The organism is Pseudomonas rosaeacicularis (genome assembly GCF_057128745.1).
In genome coordinates this window covers 422,489-444,435 of sequence record NZ_JBSKHT010000002.1, presented here as the reverse complement: position 1 = coordinate 444,435, position 21,947 = coordinate 422,489, and the positions used below count along the sequence as shown (strand labels likewise).

Here is a 21,947-nt window from a genome sequence, read left to right as displayed (position 1 = left end):
ATTAGATCAAATGAAAAAAATCCTCAGTCGTCAGCAGTGACTTCTCTAAACGCATGCGGTCTTCCGGGATCAGCAGTCGCTGCCTGACAAGATCGTCCGCCACCTCCAGTACACGCTCACGCCAGGCTTCCTTGCTGGCGTAAAGATCGGAAAGGGCCGGCCGCAGATCCTCTGCTTCCCGGGCCTGCAGGGTAGGAGCAAACGGCACATAGGAGCCATACACGCTGTATAGATGCCCGTTGCCGAAGCCATCTGCGCGCAATGCCCAACCGGAGTGAGTACCCGTTGGCGCCTGAACAAGCGGATGCAACACGCCTGCGGTACCGTTGCCGCAGGCGTCGACGGCAGGAATGCTGACGGGGTACTGCGCGCTTTGCAGTGGCGGCGTCTGCTGATGGTCTTGCACCCGCAGCGCATTGATCAACTGCGGCGCTTGCAGCCCTGTGCAGTTTTGGAAACAGGTCCTGAAATTATCCAGTGACCACCAGGTACCCGCGCTGTGCGACGGGAATTGGCTGGATGGCGGCTCAATATTTTTGTCTACCCATGCTGGCATGGCGCGAATCAAGGCTCGCAGGGTGGCGCCGTACGTCAAAGGATTGGTGGCGTAACGCACCACCGGCGCATTGGGTAATGGATAGTCGCCATGGGCGATGCCCGTGGTCAGGTACAAGCGCACATCCGGGTCGGCAGGCAGGTCACGGCCAGTGCAATCGGTGGCTACCAGGGAGGCGCGGGCAGACCATGCCTCGGAGTCGGTATCCATGTGCATGACTTTAGGCGCCGTGCCGGTCGCGCGCGCGCTGGTCAGCACCCCGTCAGTCATGCCGGTGAGGGGGTCGGTCAGTGTCTGGTAGGCAAACGGAAACTGATCGCCCGGATAGTCATGATCTTCGTGTTCGCGGGAGTAGCGCCCCGGCTGTGAAAACTCGGCATTCACCCAAGCCTTGCGCGAACCGGCGATGATCGGAATGACGCCATCGAATACCTTTCCGTGGTTCAGGTCCTGATTGAAACCCTGATGCAGGAAGTCTCGCAGCACTCGTCCACTCTGGGACAGACCGAAGCCCAGCGCTCGCAGGCCACCAGACGAACCCTCCAGCCACAAGGGGTTGGCGACACCGTCGTTGTCCAACGGCACGGATTTGAGAAACGCCACCACGTCGCGCACGCTGGCATAGCCCAGGCCCATGACCACGGGATCTTTTGCTGGATAGATGAATTCAAAAATGGCCGCACGGTCGAGGTCGAAGCCTGACCCCAGATCGATCTGGATCCGCGACTCATCCAGATAGCGCCAACTGACGTGCTCATGCTGCACGCGCTCAGCGCCCTGACTGGCGCGTACCGTCAGTGTCGCCTGCGAAGTCTGCAGATCGGCAGTCGGATAGGACAGGGTCAGGACTAACTGGGTCGGGCTCACTTCCTGCAATTGCGCACCGCGAATCGAGTCCGCAGCATCCAGAATGAACTCTTCCCAACCCGTGCCGATGATCGGCTCGTTGCCGTTTCTTGCGACTGGGAACTCCGCCAGCATGCGGCCGCCACCGGGTTCAACGTTGCCCTGCCAAGCGGTCCATACGACGCTATAGCCTTCGTCCATCAGGAAACCGTTGCCGACATCTTCGAGCTGCATGGGCACCGGCACAGGCGGCGCATTGTTGATGCGCGCCACCCCCCGCTGGGTGCCCCGATTGAGGTATTCGTAGAAAAGCCATCCGTTGCCTTTGTGCAGGTCGATCGGCTTGTAGATATGAAAATCCACGGCGTACTCGACCAGGCCCGAATCGTTTACCGGGATCTTGTCCAGGTGCACGATGTCGGCGTTAAGCGGGTTGCGGGGATCAATCACGCACCATGCCTTGCCGGACAGCAACTCATAGGGGCCGACTTTGCCGTTGTCACCGAACGCGTGGCCGTCAAACACGGCCTGGCGCGAGGTCACATCGAAGCGTTGTACACCATTCACTGCCCGGCCTCCTCGAGTGCGCCCAGACCTGCCGCAAGCTTGGCCACGCAATCAAAAGGTCGTACCAGACGGTTCAGCGTGCGCCCATACAGCAGACCGCCTTTGGCGGCATAGATCGGCGTGCGCGCCTTGGTCACATCGTCGGCGTCCGGGTTGACGATTTCAGCGATGAGCGTGCCGGCCGCTACGGCTGCACCGACCGGGTATTTGTACGCAACCACCCCGGCGACCGGCGTACGGACGAACTCGACGTCCTTGTGCGCAGTGATCACGCCAAGCCATTGCGCCGGTGCTTGCGGGAAGTCCGTGAGCATGCCGCGTCCACGCATGAAGCGCAGCATGGCTGCGGCATCTGCTGAGGCGGTCTCGTCGTCGACGTCGGTAACACCTCGCATTTCAAGGGTCGAACCAACGCAAGCCTGCTCGACAGGGAAGCGTCCGGCGACGTGTTCGCTCAAATCAAACCACGGTCGGCTGCATATGGTATCGAACAGCGCAGGTGTATCCGTTTCATGGACCAGTTGCGGATTGATCTCGGCAATGAGGTCACTGATAGACGGCGTCGTCCACGGCGCCACGACCATGCACACACAGGCTTCCAGTTCGGTATGAATATCGAGGACGAAGTCGGCATCGATAGCCAGCGACATCAGGGTCTTCTGCAGAGACTTGAATTCGTTGACAGGCTGTATGGCCGCTACAAGCGTTTTCAGCTCGTTGCGCACGATCCGAGTATTTTCCGCTGGATCTTGCGTCAGCTTGTCGGCCACCGCAGTGATCAACGCGGGGGACAAATCGGGGAAGCCGCGATTGAAATTACCGTTGCCGTCCAACGCTTCGCGACCAATCTGCTGGCCAAGAATGTTCTCTGACAAGCCGATCGGGTTGGCGAACGGCACCACCACGACTTCGCCCACGATTTGATTGCGCTGATCTGCGGTCTGCAGCGCTGCGATCAGGTGATGGGTAATCAGCAGGCCAGGGGTCTCGTTAGCGTGCAGGGCAGCCTGCACGTATAGAAGTGGTCGCGCGCCGCGCTCACCGAAGCGATGCACTTTGACGTAGCGTTCTGCGCCTGGGCTGGACTGCATGAGGGCGAGCTTTTCAATCGTATGGGCCATGTTCGAATTCCTGGCAGTTAAAGTGGCCCCCAACCGGGGGGCCCTATCAAAGGGGTTGTGGAACCATTCGTAGGTACGGTGTGAGGGTGACGACCCCCGGATAGCGGCGTTGCGCTTCATCTTCACTGAGCGATGGCGGAAGCATCACTTCACTTCCCGGCTGCCACTGCGCCGGTGTTGCGACCTTCGCCTTGGCCGTGAGCTGCAATGCCTGGACCGTTCTCAGCAATTCGCTGAAGTTGCGCCCGTTATTGATAGAACCCGTAACCTGGCTGACCACTCGGCCCTGTGGCGAGATCACCGAGGCAGTGCGCAGAAGGGTCGGCACTGCCGCGTCTTCATCGATAAAGCCCAAGGCCCGCGCTGCTGCCAGCGTCTGGTCCGAGGCCAGAGCGAAGGAGGGTTTGCACCCACAGACTGCCTGCAAGTCAGCAAGCCACTCATCGATCACCTGTGACGACTCCACCGCAATACCCAGCAATTTGATGTTCTGCTCGGCAAACGCATCATTCAGGCGTTGCAACTCGACGATCTCGGTGCTGCACGTGGGTGATTTGGCTTTATAGGCGAATATCAGGGACCAGGATTCGTCTCGCCAGGCCGTGAAGTCGATGTCGCCCAAGGTCGAGGTAACAGTAAAGTCATCTACCGATTTGCCAACGCTGGCCATGCAGCAGTCTCCGCTTGAAATTTAAAGTGAGGATTGGCTCGCCAGCGGTGCGCCTGCTTCTACTGCCTGAGGGGCCGGACGTTGCTTGAATTTTGGATAGGCGCCCAACGCCAGCTGAATGCCCGCACCGACCAGCACTAGCAAGCCGGTACTAATGACCAGACCTTGATAGCTGCCGGTCATGGCAAATACCTTGCTGAAGGTCACGGGGCCGAAACCCGCACCGAAGGCGAAACCGATAAATACCGAACCATAAACAGCGCTGTAGGCCTTGAGTCCGAAGTACTTCGAGACCAGATAGGCCAGCGCATCGTATTCGACGCCAGACGCGGTTCCGACCAGAAACACCATCAAGATCGCTGCCGGTACCGAGCTCACACCGCCCGCCAAGGCGAAGAAGGTCAGGGCGGTCGGGATGACCAGAATGCACACCACAGCAGGTGCCCACATTTTGTCGAGGAAAAAGCCCGTCACCAGGCGCCCGACCACGATACCGATGCCGTACCACGACGCAATCTTGACCGACGTAGCGAGGTCGAAGCCTGCATTCGTCAGGTAACGCTCCAGGTTGGGCGCGATGCCAGAGATAGACAGCGACAGCATGAAAAAGCTGGCTGAAAGGATCCAGAATGCCTTGGTACGCAGTGCTTCCTTCAAGGTCATACCGGCTTCCGCAATCACCGATTCAGGTTCGGTCGAAGTCACCAAAGGTGTCTTCGGTTCACGGAAGAATATGTATGTAAACGGCAAGGTAATGCACAGCACGAATGCCCCGATGCACACATATGCGGTGCGCCAGCCCAGCTCAGTCAGCATCTGAAACGCATACAGCTTGACCAGAGAGCCGAAAAGGCCGGTTCCCACCAGGCACAGACCTAGCGCCAAGCCGCGCTTCTCTTTGAAGTTCGCGATGATGCTTTTGGTCCAGGTGACCGGTAAGGTCCCGGCGCCCAGGATCGTGAGGATGGCAAAGCTGGCATAAAACAACGGCAAGGAGCCATTCGTCATTGATAAAAGGCTCCAGGCCAAGCCCATGCCTGCAACCGAACACAAGGCAACCTTACGCGGCCCGACGCGGTCAGCCAGCGCGCCGACGTAAGGTCCCATTGCACTCGAACCAAGCAGCACGATGCTGATAGCGACCATGACCTGCGAGTCGCTCCAGCCAAAGGTCTTGGTCAGCGACGGGATGAATACTCCTGTCGTGTAGAACACCAGGGTCGTCAGGCCCGTACCAATGCCCAATGTCGCGGCCAGGATCAAGCGCCACCCCCGTTTGAACTCTCCCATTCCTACCATCACCCACCTCATGTCAGTTATCTGTGATTGGCAGCGCTGAATTCAGCATAAGCGTTTAAGCGCCAAAATCTTGTTTGATCATTTTATTTTTTGATTTAGCGAGCGAATCTTGCTGATGCATTTCAACCATGTCAAGGGCGTACAGGACGTAAACGCCCGATAAGATTGGATTCTAGGAATGTGTTGACGCCTGATCGCATTTATATATCATTTGATCAAATATTATGAGGGCGGATTCTGATCGAATGATCACCGCGCTTCTCCAATCCCGTATGCACTGAGTTCGACGTCATGCAAACCTCCTACAGCAGCTATTGGCCATTGACCGCCGCTCACGCCGTTACCTACGCCCCGCTGACACAGGCCATCGATACCGATGTGGTGATCATCGGGGCAGGGATTCTGGGGCTGAGTGCTGCTCTGCACCTGGCAGAGCGAGGTGTCAGCGTAGCGATTGTCGAGGCGCAACAGCCCGCCGCCGGCGCATCAGGGGCCAATGGAGGACTGGTGGTGCCGAGCCTGCCTCGGCTTGGACCTCAAGAGGTCTACAGTGCGCTTGGCGACGAATACGGGGGACGCATGGTGCGCCTGGTCGCTCAAGGGGCCCAAGTGGTCTTTGACTTGATCGAGAAATACGCCTTGGACTGCAGCGCCGTGCAGGGTGGCTGGATTAATCCAGCCCACGCCAGTGAGCTGGAAGCCGGACTGAAAAAACGCGTCGATGCCTGGCGACGGGCGGGATCCAACGCTATGTGGCTGGACCGCGACAGCAGCCGAGCGCGCATCGGGAGTCAGCAGTTTCACGGAGCCCTGTTCGACCCGACTGGGGGTCATCTCAATCCTTATGCCTATACCCAGGCGTTGGCGAAGGCGGCGACCCAGGCAGGAGTGAAGATCTTCGGGGACTCGGTTGTGACGTCGATCAACGTTATCGGCAATCGCCGCCAGATCACTACAGCGCAAGGCAGCGTGACCGCCAACAAGGTAGTGCAATGCACCAATGCGATGGGGGCTGCGGACGCTCGCCTGTCTACCTCGGTGGCTAACAGCTTCGTACCGCTGACCGTCTTTCAGCTGGCCACCGAACCATTGGCGGCGGAGGTCCGCGCAAGCGTTCTGCCCGGCAACCATGCGCTCTCCGACACGCGTAACAATTTGTTCGCCATGCGCTACACGGCTGATCACCGGCTCGTCACAGGCGGAATGGCGCCGCTGACGCAATGGTTAGCCCGCCCACGCTTGCTCAAATCACTGGCGGCCCGAATGGGACGCCTGTTTCCCGAGCTGCAACCGGTGAAATTCGAATACATCTGGCAGGGTACCGCCGCGCTTACCCCGGACTTTTTACCCCGCTTGATGCTGGTGGACGAGCACTGGCTGGCGCCGTTGGGTTGCAACGGTCGTGGCATCGCAATGTCGACCTCGCTTGGTCAACGCATCGCACATTACCTGGTGGACAACGATCCATCGGTACTGCCACTGCCGCTGACGCAGCCGCGCCCGATTATGAATTATCAATGGGTCAAGCGCGCTCCGCAGATTTTGCTGCCACTGGGCATCCTTCAGGACGCTCTGCGGCGCTGATATTTTAAACAGGCAACGAAGATTGCCGATATAAGGAGACAGCCAAGCTTGCTGGTGCTCCGAGCAGATGTTTGAACTGCCCATAAACAGAACTGCAGTTGCAGTGAACAAGGCAATTTCTCACAGCGGAAATCATAATGCAGAATGCAAACATCTTTAAAGTTGGGGCTCTCTTTTCTTCGGCATTTTTATTCGTCGATCCGGCAATGGCAGTTACCGACCAAGACGCCAGCAAAGGCTTTGTGGCGGATTCGACTGCCAACCTGCTGCTGCGAAACTATTATTTCAACCGTGACTATCGTAACGGTGCGTCCAACAGTTACGGCAGCACCCGAGGTAGTTATCGTGGCGAGTGGGCCCAGGGCGCATTTCTGAATTTTTCGTCTGGCTTCACTCAAGGCACAGTGGGCTTTGGCGTGGATCTGTACGGCAAAGGCGGCATCAAGCTGGACAGCGGCGGCGGCCGGGTTGGTACTCAGATACTTCCTATCGGTGATGATCGCAAAGCGCTGGACAGCCAAGGCTCGGTCAATGGCATGTTAAAGGTGAAGATATCCCAGACACAGGTCGGCTACGGCGACTTCATGTCCAACAACCCGGTTTTCCAAACTGATCGCGGTCGCCTGTTGCCTCAGCTTGCGCATGGCTGGAACTTCGCCAGTACCGATATCAAGGATTTGTCATTGCAAGCGGGGCGTATCACATCTGCCGAATCCGGCACCGGCAGCACTGATGACATCTTCAGAGCGGCGTATGGTGGCCGCGAAGTGTCTATGTACCAATACGGTGGCGGCACTTACAAGGTGAACAAAGGGCTTAATGTCTCAGCGTACGCCGCCGAGGCCGAAGATAACTTCAATATGTACTATCTGGGCGCGATCTATGTTTTGCCTCTGGATAGCAAGCAATCGTTGACGTTCAATCTCGACAGCTACAAGCAGAAAGACTCCGGACGCTCGCTGGCAGGCAATATCGATAACTTTGCTACGTCATTTACTACGGCGTGGAGCTATGTAGGGCATACGATCACTGTCGGCGGCATGGTCAACGACGGCGATACCCCGGTAGAGAAAATTGCTTTCTCCGATGGTAAAGCCACAGGCCTGGCGCTGCCGGTGTCCATGCTGACTGAAGAGTTCGAAGGCCCTCGTCAGCGCGTTGCGCTGTTCAAGTATGACCTGGACATGGCCATGTACGGGATTCCCGGCCTTTCGTTCATGCTCTGGCACCAGATCGGCAAAACCGACGGTTCCCATGCCGATCCAGCCGGGGACTATGCCAGAAAGTTTGGTACCAGCACTGGCCACCAGTGGGAGCGCGACATCGACGCGAAGTACGTAGTGCAAAGCGGCCCGGTTAAAAACCTGTCGATCCGTCTGCGCCAGGCGATCACGCGCGGCAATAGCCAAGCGGTCAGCTCCAAGGACAGTAACGAATTCCGGGTAATCGTGGATTACCCAATTAACCTGCTGTAACCGACACCCGTGCAGTGCGGCCGGATTTTCAGCGCGCCGCCCTTGCAACGGGTTTACTGCGCTGTGCGCGACTATCCAATTCAATGTAATAAGAACCGGAGGCATTAATGTCCGTTACCCTCATATCGTCAGGCTCGTCTTTTGAAAAAATTGCCGGGTACTCCCGCGCCGTTGTCGATGGCGAATGGATTTTCATTTCCGGGACCGCTGGCTTCATCGCCGGCGAAACGGCCTCGGACGATGTCGTCGCGCAGACTCATAAATCTCTGGATATCATCACTCGCACATTGACTGAAGCCGGCGCTGATCTCACCCACGTGCGTAGTTTGCGGGTTTACGCTGCGCGCAGAGACGACATCATTCCGATATCCAAAGTCCTGGGTGAATATTTCGGAGAAATTCGTCCGACCAATACAACCATCGTTTGCGGTTTCGTGAATGACGATATCAAGGTTGAAATTGAAGTGGTTGCACGCAAGTCTTGATTTGAGGGCGCCAGGCAGCCTGTTGCTATTTCAGCCGTCAGTTGTAAGTGCAGCGCTCATTTGGAGCCCGCAATACACCCACGTTGCCGATGTGTTCGGGTTGACGGCAACCAACAAACAGTTGCAGCAGCGCATTCAGAATCGCATCCCTTAATGCCAAGTATGCCCATGGTGGCTTCAGCCTCCCAAGCTCGCAGCGGAATCTCCATGGCCCGTGTAACGTTGCGCTTCCGGGTCTGGCCGAAGCTTGCCGGGCATGACTGGCAGCTAACGACCCAAAGCTGCCGGTCGCGGCAGTTTGAATAAGGCAGCAAGAATCGGATAGTAAGTACGGTACGAGTTGCAGTCTGATAGGACTCTAAACCAATAGGAGTCCGACCATGGCGTTCCGTATAACTGGCCTTGCCGCCGAGCCATTCCAGTCACTGTTTGGATTGCCCTACCAAGATCTGGCATTTTTTGGGATGAAGCGTTACATCGTCGACAGCAACCCAGGCTTTCCTGACCGTATCGAAATGAAAGATGCGGAACTGGGTCAGAGCGTGCTTTTACTCAACCATGTCTGTCAGCCAGCCAAGACGCCATACCGTGCCTCACACGCGATCTTCATACGGGAGTGGGCTACGCAAGCTTATGACGCAGTCGATCAGGTACCTGAGTCGATGCGCATCCGCCTGCTATCCCTTCGCGCTTTCAATGATGATGGGATGATGCTGGACGCCGACGTAGCTGATGGAATAGTGATAGAACCTGTAGTCACTCGGATGTTTGCCAATCCAGAGGTTAGTTACATTCATGTTCACAATGCCAAACAGGGTTGCTACTCAGGGCGAATAGATCGGGCGTAGTCACCGCAGGTCTGGGTGGTCCGTTCTTCTATCGACTCTACCGGTCAACGACTGGCCGGTATTGGCCGATAACTGCCTGATTTGCACCCCTGGTTTATGCAACCCAATCCCTCAACGCCATTTACAGGCTGCGGCCAGGGGGAACGAATACTGATCCGGGTATATGAACGTAGCCATCGAAAATCACTCTCGCTGTGCGCACGAGTCCGCATCCCGTCAGTCGACCGTTATGCCTGCGTAGCCGTAAGCTGAATTCCCCGGAGGGATGCTCGACTGACACTTGTTGCATATCAGCTTGGTCAGTATGCGCCAGCTTGTTTGCAACACAGCCTTTAATCAGGCATGCCGAAGCGACGCTGATGGCAGCAAACACGCCGATGGATGTGTGGCATTGGTGAGGAATAAAGCTCCGAGTGCAAATGGTGCCGCCCTGGCGCGGTAGCGCGACAAGAATCATCTTAGGGACGGTCCGCTGACTGACATCGCCCAGGTTCATCAGCACACCCGCCTTCAGACGAATTGACTCGATACGCTGTTTCAGGGCTGCATCGGCATCCAGTTCCTCACAACCTTCGTGGCCGGTGCGCCCAAGGTCGCCCGCGCGGATCAGCACCACTGGCATGCCGTTATCGATACAGGTCACGTCGACGCCGTCGAGGCGATCAATCGGCTTTCCGGTGGGGAGCAGGGCGCCACAACTGGCGCCGGCGACGTCGTCGAACTGCACGATGATCGCGGCGGCCGCTCCGGGCACGCCGTCGATTCGGGTGTCGCCTTCGTAGGACACTTGGCCCTGAGGCGTCTGTACCATGACGGTCGCGGTCTGCCCGGTGTTTTCCATGTAGATCCGGACGGCGGTCTGCTCACCCCGTGCCGGCACCAGCCCGCTTTCCAGAGCGAATGGGCCGACACCGGCGAGAATGTTGCCGCAGTTCTGGCCGTAGTCCACCCGTGCCTGGATCACCGCTACTTGGGCGAACAGGTAATCGACATCCACGCCAGGCCGTTGCGACCGGCGAATGATCGCCACCTTGCTGGTCAGCGAGTCGCCACCGCCCAACCCATCGATCTGCAGCTTGTGGGGTGAGCCCATGGCGGCGAGCAAAACCTGATCCCGGATCGTAGGGTCTGAGGGCAGATCGTCCTCGTGAAAATACGCACCTCTTGAGGTTCCGCCGCGTATCAACATGCACGGAATACGAACCTGCCCCATGTTTCAATCCTCCAGGTGATCGACACTGTCTACGTATTTGAGCCCCTTTTCCTGCAGACGCGCGCGCATGCTGTAGATGTCCAGACCCAGCTCCCCCGAAGCGAGGCGCAAACGCTTCTGCTCTTCAAGGTCGGCACGCTTGCGGCTGGCGGCGATCACGGTCGGTAACTCGTGACAACGTATTACCACCACACCGTCATCGTCCGCCAGCACCACATCGCCGGGATTGATCAGTTGTCCGGCGCAGATGACCGGAATGTTCACCGACCCGATGGTCTCCTTTATAGTGCCCTGGGCATGTACCGCGCTGGACCAGACGTGAAAGCCCATCTCGCGCAGGGTCTTGGTATCACGCACACCCGCATCGAGCACCAGACCGCGTACGCCCCGGGCCTGCAGGGATGTGGCGAGCAGGTCGCCGAAATACCCGTCGGTGCACGGGGAGCTGGGCGCTACCACCAGAACGTCGCCGGGCTGGCATTGTTCCACGGCTACGTGAAACATCCAGTTGTCGCCAGGCGCTACCAGCACGGTTACCGCCGACCCACTCATGGCGATATCCTGCTGAATTGGGCGGATGCGCGGGGCCAACAATCCCTTTCGACCTTGCGCTTCATGCACTGTGGCAACCCCGTAGCGGGTCAACTCGTCAACCAACGCCGGGTCGCCACGCTGGATGTTGCGTACGACGATGCCGGTCCGGCCTACCAGACTACTCATCCCAGATTCTCCGTGACGCGGGGGAAGATGCTCTGATAGCCCTCGCCGTAAATGATGTCCTTGCTTGCCGTGATCCCGATGTTGCGCTTGGCCTGCACGCCGCGCTGCTGGGCGACGCGGGTGTAGTACTCCCACAAATGTTCTTGACCGGCCATGCACTGGATCGCTGCGTATTTCTTGTCCCAGACCGAGGTTATGTCCAGCAGTACGTCCGGCTTCCACTCACACTGTTCAGGCTGATGCGGCTCGAAACTGTAGACCGGTGGCGCACCGATGATCTTTTCGCCGGGCCGGTAGCCCTCGGCCTGAGCGATGATCCGCGCTTCCTGAGTCAGGTGAACGGCGAGCGGGTGATCGTAATTGTAGGGGTCTTTCAGCGAATGGCTCAGGACGAATTCCGGATGAACGCGGCGGAAAACATCAGCCAGGCGGAACAGGATTTCCTTGTCGGCGCGCATCGGATAGTCGCCGATGTCGAAGAACTCAACCGTCGCTCCGAGAATGTCGGCAGCCGCTTGGGCCTCTACTCGCCGGGCGGCCTTGACGGTGCTTTCGGTCATTTGCGCACCCTTGCGCCACAGCTTGGCAGACTCGCCGCGCTCGCCGAACGACAGGCAGACAATATGCACGTCGTAGCCTTGGGCCGCGTGCAGGGCGATGGCGCCGCCGGCGCGCCAGACAAAATCGGCAGAGTGCGCGCTGACGACCAGGGCAGATTTGTTGATGGCTTGATTCATGGGGGGAAGACTCCCTTATTGGTGTGCGCAAATGCTGACAGGCTTGTCTTGGCGGGACTAATGCGTAAGGCTTGGGCGCCCATACCTTTTATTTATTGACGGCGTGCAAATCACTGATGGAGAACTCACCGCTGGTCCACCTCATGCAAGTACGGGCGTTCATTCGCATCGCGGAACACGGCAGCGTGTCCCGTGCCTCTGAGGTCTTGTTGCGGGCCCAGTCGGTAGTCACGCGGTCGATCCGCGATCTGGAGGCCAGCCTCGAGGTGCCATTGTTTGAGCGCCACGCCAGCGGCATGCTGCTGACGCCTTATGGCAAGGCCATCCTGCCAAGGGCGCGGAGGGTGATGGCGGAACTGGAGGCAATCCCCGCCTTGTTGGGACATGCGCCCCATGACCCGCTGTACTTGCTGCACATGCGGCGGCTGCAGATTTTCGTCAAGCTGTGCGAAACCCAGCACATGCAAACCGTTGCCCGGTCGTTTGGTCTGACGCAGCCGGCCATCAGCGCGGCCTTGAAAGTGCTGGAAGACGGCGCTGGCAAATCCCTGTTCGAACGCACCGCCCGGGGGCTGCAACCGACCCGGGCGGCCCACGACATCCTCTACCCGGTACGCCGGGCGCTGAATGAGTTGCGCCACATTCGTGCCGATGTCGCGCTGATCAAGGGCTCGCTGCAAGGACTGGTCACCGTTGGCGCACTGCCGCTGGGGCGCACGCGGATCTTGCCGGAGGCCATCGTGCGGCTGCTGGCCGATCATCCGGGGGTACGCGTGGCGACCAACGAAAGTCCTTTCAATCTGCTGGCGCTGGAATTGCGCGCCGGTGACGTCGACTTTGTGTTCGGGGCGTTGCGCTCGCCTGATTACGCCAGCGATCTACAGGGCGAAAAGCTGCTCGATGAGGAGATGGTGATTCTTGGGCGGTACGGTCATCCGTGGATTAAGCGCAAGGTCACGCTGGAGGATTTCCGCACCGTGAAATGGGTGTTGCCCCGCGCCGATACGCCTGCCCGGTTGCTGCTGGACGCGCACTTCTCGCGATTGGGGCGCACGCCACCGGAGCCGGTGGTGGAGACCGGTGACATGGCGATTATCCGTGGCCTGTTGATGCGCTCGGACATGCTGGCGATCGTGTCTGAACATCAGCTGGAATACGAGATGGCCTCCGGTGAGCTGCAGCGCCTGAGTCTCCAGCTGGAGGACACGCAGCGGCCGATTGGCCTGATCTACCGCGCTACCGGCTTGCACTCACCGGCGGCGCAAGCGCTGATCGAGAAGATCCGCGAGGTTGCGCAGCAAGTGCAAAGCGGTCAGCAGGACGTCTTGCCGGGCGCCGCAACCGCCGGCGAATAACCGATGGCGGTGCGGGTTCGTTCAGGTGTGGCTGACGGCAGGCGCAGGCAAATGATCCGACCCCGATAAGCTGCCTTCCACCGTCGTCAGGTCGGCCCCGGTCGCATTTGGCAAGCACAGCGCAGCGATGAAGCCGATAAGGTACGAGCCGATGGCGAACGAGCCCATGGCCACCGGGAGGCTCATGTGCAGCGACGCGAAGCCTACCGCCGCTGGCATAATCGAGCCGAAGCCGCGACCGAAGCTGGTGCAGAAGCCGGCGCCGTTGGCCCGCATTCGGGTGGGGTACAACTCGGAGAACGTCAATGGCAGCCCTGATGCCAGCCCGCCTTGGAACGCTCCCAGCAGCAAACCCAGCGCGAGAATCAGGTTCAGGCTGACGTCGGCGAACATGTAGATCGAGACGACGATGGCCTGACAGACCAGAAACAACATGAAGGTCCGGCCTCGGCCGAATCGGTCACTCAGCCGCCCATAAATGAAAGGCCCCACCAATGATCCGACAATGTTCACTGCCAGGTAGCCGGAGGTCGAGGCTATTGGCAGGTTGAGTACCGTGCGCATCAGCGTCGGCAGCCAGGTAATCATGACGTAGGCGCCACCGAAGATGCCGCTTGCCAGCACGGTACTGATGATGGTCACCCGACGGTGCTCAGCGGCGAAGATCGCCCGCACGTCGATGCCTTTGCCGATCTTGCGGGTCTGGGTGAACGCGACGGACTCAGGCACGAGGCGGCGGATAAACCAGACCAGCAGCGCCGGCAGCAGGCCGATGGCGAAGAATGCTCGCCAGGCAACGTCTTCCGGCAGGAAGTTGAACAGCACCGGCATGGTCGCCAACGAGATGGCATAGCCCACCGCATAACCACTCTGCACCGAGGCGGCTACACGGCCGCGCAATGCCGGCTTGATGGCTTCGCTGATAAGCACCGCGCCGACCACCGCCTCACCGCCGTAGCCGATGCCCTGCAGGAATCGCACCGGCAGGAACGTCCAGAAACCGGTGCAGAAGGCTCCCATACAGGTGAAGATCGCAACCCACAACACCGTGCCCTGCATCACTTTGATGCGGCCGTAGCGATCCGCCAGCATGCCAGCGCCCCAGCCGCCCAGCGCGCTGCCAATCAGCGAGACGGAACCGAGCAGTCCAGCATCGGATTTGCTCAGGCTGAGCACTGTCATCAGGACAGGCATCATCAACGCGAAAATCGTTGCGTCCATCGAGTCGAGAGTGAAGCCACCGAAGCACGCCCAGTAGGTGCGCTTCTCAGTGGATGTCAGATCGGAATACCAGCCCAGTCGCATATGCATGACCCTTATTTTTTTTATGACAGTAAGTCAGGAGGGTACTGGGATCGCATTGCGTCAATGGCTCGAAATCTTTATGCAGCCTTCTATTTTATTTATAGGGTTTGCTATGTGCTCAGGCCACCTTGGGTGTGGGCTCACATTTTGGACGGTACAGGACCAAAGTTCATCCTGCTCCGCACAGATCGGGACTTCAGCTTTTGGCCGAAAACTCCTTTAGCCGAACCGGCTAAACCTGCACCGCCTCGGTTTCCCTTGTATCGAATGCTGATTGGGCCTGTACGACCGCAGCCAAATGATCGAGTGTCCAGAGGTACAAGGCGTTGAAGGGATGTTCAAGCGTCCTGCCCAGAGAGGTGATGCGACAAAGACGCTGCCGTGTGCTTGGAAGTCGTGGGTCTAGATGCGTCTTCAATCGAATCACGCGAGCTTGGCTGATCCGGATCTTGTTCAAGAGAAATCTACGATCTGTCTTAGGCCTGTGTTCAATCTGCAGGGCGTGTCCAGCTTTCGATCAACCCCCGACAGCTTTTGCCACGCATTGAGTTTCGCGATAGCAGCCAGTTGAAATATAGATTGGTCCAGATGCGGGATCTGGTTTTACCTTGACTCACCTCCGCCAGCCAAAACCATGAACTCCACAGGGGGGAAAGAAATAACTAGGGCCAGGTGGAATGGAAGGGCAATGTCATCATTGCTGCGACTGTTGGGAGATGTACTCATTGGGCGCAAGCTGACCATTAGATTTGGTTTGTTGCTGAGTTCGACTCTCGGCGTAGCGTTACAGCATTTAACTCTGCCAGCTCTGCGACTGAGCAAAGTCACGCAGCAAATAACGCTACGGATAATATGGGCGTGTTCGCTCGGTGGCGAAAGCGAGTGCTCGTGTAGGTGCAAGTTTACACGTCGCGGCTGTAGGCCCTTCGGGTGATTCGGGATGAATTTCACTCCGCTGTCGTGCATTTCAAAACTTAATAAGCAGACCTATTTGCAATGATCCTCAACGATACAAAGGGAGGCTGGAAATGATCAAAATTGTTGCTGCAATGCGTCGCAAACCCGGGATGACCCATGCCGAATGCTTGCAGTACATTGAGCATGTTCACGGAGAGATTTCCCGGGTGAAACCGCTTGGCCTGAAAAAATACATTCAAAACCATATTTTTGATTCGGCGTTTGGTGCTGATTCGGATGTTGGCTACCGCCAAACGTTTCACAGAGACTCGGTTACCGAACTCTACTTCGAGGATTTTGCCGGGGTTATTGAAACCTTCAGTGATCCCTATACGCGAGAGAAAGTAGGACCCGATGGCGCGAATTTCGCCGACTTGACGAAGCAAGCCGCCCAGTTAATGAGCGAATCGGAACAACCGGTCGCAACGCCTGGCCCTGCTCAAATCAAAGTAATGTACTTTCTGAAGAAAGCAGCCGAATCAGACCTGGACACTTTCTTTTCTGCCTGGCACGCGGCGCACGACTACGCCCAGCAACAATGCGTCGATTTCTCAAGCGCCGTGCGCAGGCATGTTCGCTCGGAATACCTTCCCGAGGGCGACAAAGTGACAGCGTATTTTGGCCCTGATGTCGAGGTCCACCACGGGCTGGTGAGTGTGTGGTTCGAAAATGAAGACGGGCTCAAGTCATTTCGTTCTTACCAGCGCGTCCTGGCAAAAAAACTTCTGGAGGACGGGGTGTTGGATCCCAGCAATTCGTTTTTTGCATACGCTAAAGAAGTTCGCATTCTTGGTTAAATCAAACGTGAATGGCGCTGCTTTGAGGTTCCCTGGCCAAGGCTAAACAGCTTAGCGTTTTAATATTTTTGCCCCGACCGAGAGTCCCTCCGCTGTCCCTCTTCAAGCATCGGATTCTGAGATACGTCACATCGTGATTAGCGATTAGTCCCTTGTGCCTCGTCATGAAAAAATCCGTGCGTTATCAAGATTTCATAATGCGCTCTATCAGTTTTTCAGCGTCCGATTCGTTCGGATGCTCGAGAAACCAGGGTCCTGGTCTGCCACATCTAATAAACATAATCGGAGGAACAGCCATGAACATTGTAGGACTTGATACCTTGGTATTTGGTGTCGACGATATTTCCGCCTGCGCACAATGTTTGCGGGACTACGGTCTAAAGACGGTATTTCTCGACGATACTGGTGGTCAATTTGAAGCGCTCGACGGGACCTCGGTCGTGATCCGTCGAGCGGAGGACACCTCGTTACCGCCAGCGATTGGCCCTGCACCGTCCTTGCGGGAGACCATTTACGGCGTTCGTGACCAAGCGACGCTTGCTGCAGTCGCTGATGAGCTTGGCCGGGATCGCGACGTAAAACATCATCAAAATGGTTCTATCCACAGCGTAGATGATATGGGCTTCGCCATTGGTTTTCAGATTTCGGTACGCCGGTCGTTTGAGGCTGCTGCGGATTTGACGAACTCTCCGGGCTTTGCCCCTCAGCGGCCTGTCAATCAAGTCGGCATCGCTCCAGACATGTCGGCCTTGCCTCGATCTTTATCCCACGTCGTCTACTTCGTTCCGGACTTTGCAAAGGCCGAGGCCTTTTACGAGCGTCTTGGCTTTGTCACCACTGATCGCTTCATCGGCGTGGGTCCATTCATGCGCCCGGCAGGCTCGGACGATCACCATTGCTTGTTCATGATTCAGACCCCGCCGCACATGAAAGGGTGTGAGCATTTTACCTTCCACATGGGCAGCGGCACCGAGGTGCTTCTCGCTGGGACCCGCTTCGCGGAGAAAGGCTGGACGAGCTTCTGGGGACCAGGCCGCCATCTCTATGGTTCGAACTGGTTCTGGTACTTCAACAGCCCGTTGGGTTGCCATATCGAGTACGACGCGGATATGGATAAGCACGACCTTTCGTGGGTAGCGCGGCAAGGAGCGCTGTCGGCTGACGCTTCTCAGTTATTCCTGTTTGCGACGCAGCCGAAGTGGGCACCCGGCGGTGGACCGCACTGATTTCTATGTTGCCGGCCGAGATTGTCCAATTGTCGCTCTACTTATGCGATCTCGCAGAGATTCAGAAAGGCCAGGCTAGAGGCTTTGATCCTTGGCGGCAGGGAAGGGACAGCGTTTTTGTTGTTCGTTGCGGCGGGGAAATCAAAGCCTATCTGAATCGTTGCCCACACCTGGCTGTAAGCATGGAGTACCGCAAGGACCGCTTCATGTCGGGCGATGGCCAACGGATAATCTGCTATGCACACGGCGCGCATTTTCTGCCTGAATCTGGCCTCTGTGTTTTTGGCCCTTGCCTCGGTGAGAGGCTGACTTCGCTGCCTTGTTTTGTGGATTCATCGGGACAGGTGTTTCTCCTCCAAGAAAAGCATCCTGAGTGAATCCTTTCGCCTTTTCGTTCCCACCCAATGGACGCAGCTGGTTCGTTCTTGTGAGGAAGTTCTCATGCATATTCTTGTGACTGGCGCGGGTGGTTTTGTTGGCCGCGCTTTGGCCGAACGTCTACTCACACACAACCTCGGTCTGCCAGGGCAGGCCGATTTGAAGCGCCTGACATTGCTCGATCTGGAGTTCGCTGATCCTCACCCGGATCAGCGCGTAGTCCAGATTCAGGGGAATCTCAGCAACGGCGCAACCCTCGATGCCGTTTTCGATGCTCCGCCAATCGATTGTGTATTCCATCTCGCCAGTGTGCCCGGCGGTTTGGCGGAGCGAGAATATCAATTGGGGAGGCAGGTCAATCTTGACGCAACGTTGGATCTGCTTGAGCGGCTGAGCAGACAGGTGCCCACTGCGCGAGTAGTTTTTGCCAGCACGATTGCCGTGTACGGCGCCGCCATGCCATCGATCGTCACCGATGACACACCGCTCAAACCCGGAATGAGCTATGGGGCGCAGAAGTTGATTGGTGAAATCCTGCTTGAAGACTTTAGTCGTCGAGGCTGGATCGACGGGAGAGCGCTCAGGCTGCCCGGAATTGTTGCCCGTCCCCCCCAGCCCTCAGGCTTACTATCAGCTTTCATGAGCGACATGTTCTGGCGGCTAAAGGCGGGTGAGCCGTTTGACTGTCCCGTCTCGCCTGATGCGATTGCCTGGTGGATGTCTGTAGGCTGCTGCGTCGATAACCTGATCCATGCGGCGATTCTTCCCGCAGAAGCTTTTTCCCAGCGCCGCGCGCTCGCTATTCCGGTGCTCCGGTTGACCGTCGCGCAGGTAGTGGATGGCTTAGTCGCGAGGTTTGGTGAGGACCGTCGAGCGTTGGTGACATATTTGCCTAACGATCAGCTGGAGGCAGCCTTCGGCCGCTTCCCCGAGTTACATGCGAACGCAGCGACTGCACTAGGGTTTAAGCATGACGGTCATCTGATGCAGTTAATTGAACGTGCGACTGCTGGCTGATTGCCTGGGCAATTCGGCAATAATCTTTCTAGCCGTGGCGTTCAGCTTTGTCTTGGCACTGCACAGAGATGAGCTGAGCTGAGCGTCGGGCTGGTGAAGGGGTCCCATGACTTAGCTTCAGGACTCATATTCGGCACGTTGCTGGGTCGTCTGGGCACAATCAGAAGCCGCCAACTAGCGGCTCTTGGGTAGCGATCGTCTCTACAATGACCTTGCGCAACCACCGGTGCATCAAGTCACCGTCCATGCTGCGATGCCATGTCATGCACTCAGTGATGGTTGGCAGCTTGACCGGAGGTGGCAAGATACGTAGCGGAAGCAGAGCAGCAAATTGATATGCCAACCGGCGATGCATGGTCGCAATTCTCTGAGTACCAATAACCAGTTGCGGCAAAGTGGTGAAGTTGTTGGTTACCACCTCGATTCTCCGACTGCATCCGTACTGAGACATGAACCACTCCTCAATACTCATCCGACGGTTACGCCCGAATCCGGTCGCCACATGGCCTGCTTCCAGATACTGCTCCATGGACAGCTTTTCCCCGATTTCAGTATTTCCCTCCCAGATCACGCAGACGTGTTCCTCCTCGAAGATGCGCTCAGAAGGATACCCTTCGGCGAGGTATTGTTCTGGGCAGATCATCAGGTCAACCTCGCCGCGGCTAAGCAGCTCATGGGAGGTGTCACCGGGAGAAATCATTTCGAAGCTGATGTGGGGCGCCTGCTTGGTCACTGCCTGGATGACATTCGCAAACAAGGTGCTGATCAGGTAATCGGATGTGATCAGGCGAAAATGCCGTCTGCTTGTCATAGGATCAAACACAGGCTTTGCGGTGATCGAAGACTGGATCGTCAACAGCACTCCCCGCACAGGGAGCTCAAGCTGTTTGGCGTAGGGAGTGGGTTGCATTTTCCGCCCGACCTGCACCAGCAAATCATCCTCGAAATATGCTCTTAACCGCCCTAGAACGCCACTTGTGGCGGACTGTGTCATGTGTAGCCGCTCGGCTGCCCTGGTGATGTTCTGCTCTTCGAGAAGCACATCAAGGGCCACTAATAGGTTCAGATCCAGCTGTTGGAACCGCATCGGGAAAATACCTCCTTGTTGTATTTATTTTCGCGATACTTTCCATCCCAACTCACGATTAGTCAAACGCCTCGTGCAAGCCTACCTTTTGAATCCATGAACGCAGCGATCTGACAATGAGTCCGTGTCAGTCCTGTGAACCGGTGGCAGGGCATAGCACTCATCTGCCCTTTTTCCCAGCGCTGGAGAATAATAATGATAGGTCAGCCGTCTGCAGCTTTTCGCCCAAAGTCTCTCTCTGCCAAGGGCTCACTGCGTCTCCCCATTTGCCTCATCATCGGCAGCCTGCTGGGTTTAGGCGTTGTGCATGACTCCCTCCGTAACCTAAATCCTCAAGGCATGTTCGCGACCGGCGAGTTAGTTGCTCAATCGTCAGTGGGCTTGCAGATCCAAATTCTTACCAGGAATACCGCCTGGGTAAGCTCGCACTCAGCGAATACCTGTTCTCAGTTTGGCTGCGCTCTCCACTAAGTGCGCAATCTTCGTCAGTCGGTCCTTTGCAGGCGTCGCATGCGATAAAAGCGAATGCAGCGTCTTTGTGATTCATTCAAAAAAACAAGAGTTATAACAATGAGTGAAATTAGTAAGGTTTTGATTGTTGGCGGCGGCATTGGCGGGTTGTGTGCTGCTATCGCATTGCGGCGTAAAGGTATCGCTGTCGATGTTGTCGAGTTGAAGGCCAAATGGACCGTTTACGGCGTCGGAATTATTCAACAGAGTAACGTTGTCCGTGAGATGGCACGCTTGGGTGTGCTCGACGCCTATCTGGAAGCGGCGTACCCATTTGAAGTGGTCAGCATCTGTGATGTTGATGGAAACGAAACCCGCATTCCATCTCTCCGGTTGGCAGGCCCTGAATATCCGGCGAACGTTGGTATCTCCCGTCTTGCATTGCACGAGGTACTCAGCAAAACCGCCATCGATCTGGGCTCTGAAGTTCGATTGGGCCTGACCATCGACGCTCTGGACCAGGATGCGGACGGCGTTGATGTGGTTTTTACCGATGGCTCCAAAGGCCGATACAGCCTGGTAGTCGGTGCCGATGGCCTGTTCTCCAAAGTACGCAGCTTGCTCTTCGGCGAGAAATACACTCCGCGCTTCACTGGCCAGGCGGTGTGGCGTTACAACTTCCCGCGCCGTCCCGAAATCGACCATCTGGCTAACTTTCACGGACCAAGCGGAGTGGCCGGGCTGTGCCCCCTTGCCGACAACTTGATGTACATGTACCTGACTTCCCACGAGCCTGGTAATCCCTGGAAAGAGCCAGACACACTCGCCCATGAAATGCGCGATCGACTGAATGGCTTTACTGGTTTGATTGGTGAGTTGCGGGAACAGATTACGGACAGCGCGCAAGTCGTTTATAAACCGATGGAAGTGGTCTTCGTCGACGAGCCCTGGTTCCGTGATCGGGTGTTGATCATCGGTGATGCGGCACACGCCACCACACCTCACCTGGGTCAGGGCGCCGGTATGGCCATTGAAGACGCCGTGGTCCTGGGTGAGGAGCTTTCGAGCAGCGGCTCAGTGCATCAGAAGCTGGAACGCTTCATGGCCCGGCGATTCGAGCGATGCAAATTTATCAGTGAGAAGTCTGTTCTGGCAGGCGATAAGGAAATTCAAAAAGATCATTCGTTTGACCGTATCAGCCTCCTTAAAGCCATGCTCCAACTGACAGCGAAGCCTATTTAACCCACATAACGC

The 21,947-nt window shown here is 57.1% G+C and carries 19 protein-coding genes; 10 read left to right on the top strand and 9 right to left on the bottom strand.

Going from position 1 to position 21,947, the window contains the following annotated elements:
• Position 1: 1 nt before the first annotated feature.
• From ACWKWM_RS04465 to ACWKWM_RS04450, 4 genes are read right to left on the bottom strand one after another with little or no spacing between them, the layout of a single operon-like run.
• Complete coding sequence (locus ACWKWM_RS04465; RefSeq protein ID WP_483844949.1) at positions 2-1,969, bottom strand: alpha/beta hydrolase domain-containing protein; 1,968 nt, start codon at positions 1,967-1,969, stop codon at positions 2-4.
• Entirely contained in the window at positions 1,966-3,090 is a 1,125-nt protein-coding gene (locus tag ACWKWM_RS04460) for a succinylglutamate desuccinylase/aspartoacylase family protein (protein WP_483844948.1), read from the bottom strand. The genes ACWKWM_RS04465 and ACWKWM_RS04460 overlap by 4 nt, the downstream gene beginning before the upstream one ends.
• 46 nt (positions 3,091-3,136) lie before the next feature.
• Complete coding sequence (locus ACWKWM_RS04455) at positions 3,137-3,760, bottom strand: redoxin domain-containing protein (protein WP_483844947.1); 624 nt, start codon at positions 3,758-3,760, stop codon at positions 3,137-3,139.
• Between the two features lie 21 nt (positions 3,761-3,781).
• Positions 3,782-5,050, bottom strand: a complete 1,269-nt coding sequence (locus ACWKWM_RS04450; protein ID WP_483844946.1) for an MFS transporter — start codon at positions 5,048-5,050, stop codon at positions 3,782-3,784.
• Between the two features lie 300 nt (positions 5,051-5,350).
• Here ACWKWM_RS04450 and ACWKWM_RS04445 point away from each other — a divergent pair, with 300 nt between their 5' ends.
• The 4 genes from ACWKWM_RS04445 (at position 5,351) to ACWKWM_RS04430 (ending at position 9,451) form a co-directional block, all read left to right on the top strand.
• Entirely contained in the window at positions 5,351-6,643 is a 1,293-nt protein-coding gene (locus ACWKWM_RS04445) for an NAD(P)/FAD-dependent oxidoreductase (protein ID WP_483844945.1), read from the top strand.
• Positions 6,644-6,849: 206 nt separating this feature from the next.
• Positions 6,850-8,118 carry an OprD family outer membrane porin gene (locus ACWKWM_RS04440; RefSeq protein ID WP_483844944.1) on the top strand — a complete coding sequence of 423 codons (1,269 nt, stop codon included), beginning with the start codon at positions 6,850-6,852 and terminating at the stop codon, positions 8,116-8,118.
• Positions 8,119-8,225: 107 nt separating this feature from the next.
• On the top strand, positions 8,226-8,603 hold the full coding sequence (locus tag ACWKWM_RS04435) for a RidA family protein (protein WP_483844943.1): 378 nt from the start codon (positions 8,226-8,228) through the stop codon (positions 8,601-8,603).
• A gap of 380 nt (positions 8,604-8,983) precedes the next feature.
• Positions 8,984-9,451, top strand: coding sequence for a DUF1203 domain-containing protein (locus ACWKWM_RS04430; RefSeq protein ID WP_483844942.1), 468 nt, complete (start codon positions 8,984-8,986; stop codon positions 9,449-9,451).
• Positions 9,452-9,572: 121 nt separating this feature from the next.
• Here ACWKWM_RS04430 and ACWKWM_RS04425 read toward each other — a convergent pair whose 3' ends face one another.
• Genes ACWKWM_RS04425 through galB form a run of 3 tightly spaced genes read right to left on the bottom strand, consistent with a single transcriptional unit; the run spans position 9,573 to position 12,121 of the window.
• Positions 9,573-10,664 carry a 4-oxalomesaconate tautomerase gene (locus tag ACWKWM_RS04425; protein WP_483844941.1) on the bottom strand — a complete coding sequence of 364 codons (1,092 nt, stop codon included), beginning with the start codon at positions 10,662-10,664 and terminating at the stop codon, positions 9,573-9,575.
• A 3-nt stretch (positions 10,665-10,667) separates the two neighbouring features.
• Positions 10,668-11,384, bottom strand: a complete 717-nt coding sequence (locus ACWKWM_RS04420) for a 4-carboxy-4-hydroxy-2-oxoadipate aldolase/oxaloacetate decarboxylase (RefSeq protein WP_483844940.1) — start codon at positions 11,382-11,384, stop codon at positions 10,668-10,670.
• Entirely contained in the window at positions 11,381-12,121 is a 741-nt protein-coding gene (galB, locus tag ACWKWM_RS04415; protein WP_483844939.1) for a 4-oxalmesaconate hydratase, read from the bottom strand. The genes ACWKWM_RS04420 and galB overlap by 4 nt, the downstream gene beginning before the upstream one ends.
• A 116-nt stretch (positions 12,122-12,237) precedes the next feature.
• Between galB and ACWKWM_RS04410 the strand changes: the two genes are divergently transcribed.
• Positions 12,238-13,476 (top strand): LysR family transcriptional regulator, encoded by a 1,239-nt coding sequence (locus ACWKWM_RS04410; RefSeq protein WP_483844938.1) that lies wholly within the window; start codon positions 12,238-12,240, stop codon positions 13,474-13,476.
• A 21-nt stretch (positions 13,477-13,497) separates the two neighbouring features.
• On the opposite strand, the gene ACWKWM_RS04405 is transcribed toward ACWKWM_RS04410, so the two are convergent.
• Positions 13,498-14,787, bottom strand: coding sequence for an MFS transporter (locus tag ACWKWM_RS04405; RefSeq protein ID WP_483844937.1), 1,290 nt, complete (start codon positions 14,785-14,787; stop codon positions 13,498-13,500).
• A 1,022-nt stretch (positions 14,788-15,809) separates the two neighbouring features.
• Here ACWKWM_RS04405 and ACWKWM_RS04400 point away from each other — a divergent pair.
• The 4 genes from ACWKWM_RS04400 (at position 15,810) to ACWKWM_RS04385 (ending at position 19,156) form a co-directional block, all read left to right on the top strand.
• Positions 15,810-16,535, top strand: a complete 726-nt coding sequence (locus tag ACWKWM_RS04400; RefSeq protein ID WP_483844936.1) for an EthD domain-containing protein — start codon at positions 15,810-15,812, stop codon at positions 16,533-16,535.
• 296 nt (positions 16,536-16,831) lie between these two features.
• Complete coding sequence (locus ACWKWM_RS04395; protein ID WP_483844935.1) at positions 16,832-17,761, top strand: VOC family protein; 930 nt, start codon at positions 16,832-16,834, stop codon at positions 17,759-17,761.
• A gap of 5 nt (positions 17,762-17,766) precedes the next feature.
• Positions 17,767-18,138 carry a Rieske (2Fe-2S) protein gene (locus ACWKWM_RS04390; protein WP_483844934.1) on the top strand — a complete coding sequence of 124 codons (372 nt, stop codon included), beginning with the start codon at positions 17,767-17,769 and terminating at the stop codon, positions 18,136-18,138.
• Positions 18,139-18,202: 64 nt separating this feature from the next.
• Positions 18,203-19,156, top strand: a complete 954-nt coding sequence (locus ACWKWM_RS04385) for an NAD-dependent epimerase/dehydratase family protein (RefSeq protein WP_483844933.1) — start codon at positions 18,203-18,205, stop codon at positions 19,154-19,156.
• Positions 19,157-19,316: 160 nt separating this feature from the next.
• Here ACWKWM_RS04385 and ACWKWM_RS04380 read toward each other — a convergent pair whose 3' ends face one another.
• Entirely contained in the window at positions 19,317-20,243 is a 927-nt protein-coding gene (locus tag ACWKWM_RS04380) for a LysR substrate-binding domain-containing protein (protein WP_483844932.1), read from the bottom strand.
• 570 nt (positions 20,244-20,813) lie between these two features.
• On the opposite strand from ACWKWM_RS04380, the gene ACWKWM_RS04375 reads away from it, so the two are divergent.
• Positions 20,814-21,935: an FAD-dependent oxidoreductase gene (locus ACWKWM_RS04375; RefSeq protein WP_483844931.1), complete on the top strand. Its 1,122-nt coding sequence runs from the start codon at positions 20,814-20,816 to the stop codon at positions 21,933-21,935.
• Positions 21,936-21,947 lie beyond the last annotated feature (12 nt).

Coding starts and splice junctions, on each gene's coding strand:
- ACWKWM_RS04460 (WP_483844948.1), bottom strand. CDS start 3,090: ATGGCCCATACGATTGAAAAGCTCGCCCTCATGCAGTCCAGCCCAGGC.
- ACWKWM_RS04455 (WP_483844947.1), bottom strand. CDS start 3,760: ATGGCCAGCGTTGGCAAATCGGTAGATGACTTTACTGTTACCTCGACC.
- ACWKWM_RS04450 (WP_483844946.1), bottom strand. CDS start 5,050: ATGGGAGAGTTCAAACGGGGGTGGCGCTTGATCCTGGCCGCGACATTG.
- ACWKWM_RS04445 (WP_483844945.1), top strand. CDS start 5,351: ATGCAAACCTCCTACAGCAGCTATTGGCCATTGACCGCCGCTCACGCC.
- ACWKWM_RS04440 (WP_483844944.1), top strand. CDS start 6,850: ATGGCAGTTACCGACCAAGACGCCAGCAAAGGCTTTGTGGCGGATTCG.
- ACWKWM_RS04435 (WP_483844943.1), top strand. CDS start 8,226: ATGTCCGTTACCCTCATATCGTCAGGCTCGTCTTTTGAAAAAATTGCC.
- ACWKWM_RS04430 (WP_483844942.1), top strand. CDS start 8,984: ATGGCGTTCCGTATAACTGGCCTTGCCGCCGAGCCATTCCAGTCACTG.
- ACWKWM_RS04425 (WP_483844941.1), bottom strand. CDS start 10,664: ATGGGGCAGGTTCGTATTCCGTGCATGTTGATACGCGGCGGAACCTCA.
- ACWKWM_RS04420 (WP_483844940.1), bottom strand. CDS start 11,384: ATGAGTAGTCTGGTAGGCCGGACCGGCATCGTCGTACGCAACATCCAG.
- galB (WP_483844939.1), bottom strand. CDS start 12,121: ATGAATCAAGCCATCAACAAATCTGCCCTGGTCGTCAGCGCGCACTCT.
- ACWKWM_RS04410 (WP_483844938.1), top strand. CDS start 12,238: ATGGAGAACTCACCGCTGGTCCACCTCATGCAAGTACGGGCGTTCATT.
- ACWKWM_RS04405 (WP_483844937.1), bottom strand. CDS start 14,787: ATGCATATGCGACTGGGCTGGTATTCCGATCTGACATCCACTGAGAAG.
- ACWKWM_RS04400 (WP_483844936.1), top strand. CDS start 15,810: ATGATCAAAATTGTTGCTGCAATGCGTCGCAAACCCGGGATGACCCAT.
- ACWKWM_RS04395 (WP_483844935.1), top strand. CDS start 16,832: ATGAACATTGTAGGACTTGATACCTTGGTATTTGGTGTCGACGATATT.
- ACWKWM_RS04390 (WP_483844934.1), top strand. CDS start 17,767: ATGTTGCCGGCCGAGATTGTCCAATTGTCGCTCTACTTATGCGATCTC.
- ACWKWM_RS04385 (WP_483844933.1), top strand. CDS start 18,203: ATGCATATTCTTGTGACTGGCGCGGGTGGTTTTGTTGGCCGCGCTTTG.
- ACWKWM_RS04380 (WP_483844932.1), bottom strand. CDS start 20,243: ATGCGGTTCCAACAGCTGGATCTGAACCTATTAGTGGCCCTTGATGTG.
- ACWKWM_RS04375 (WP_483844931.1), top strand. CDS start 20,814: ATGAGTGAAATTAGTAAGGTTTTGATTGTTGGCGGCGGCATTGGCGGG.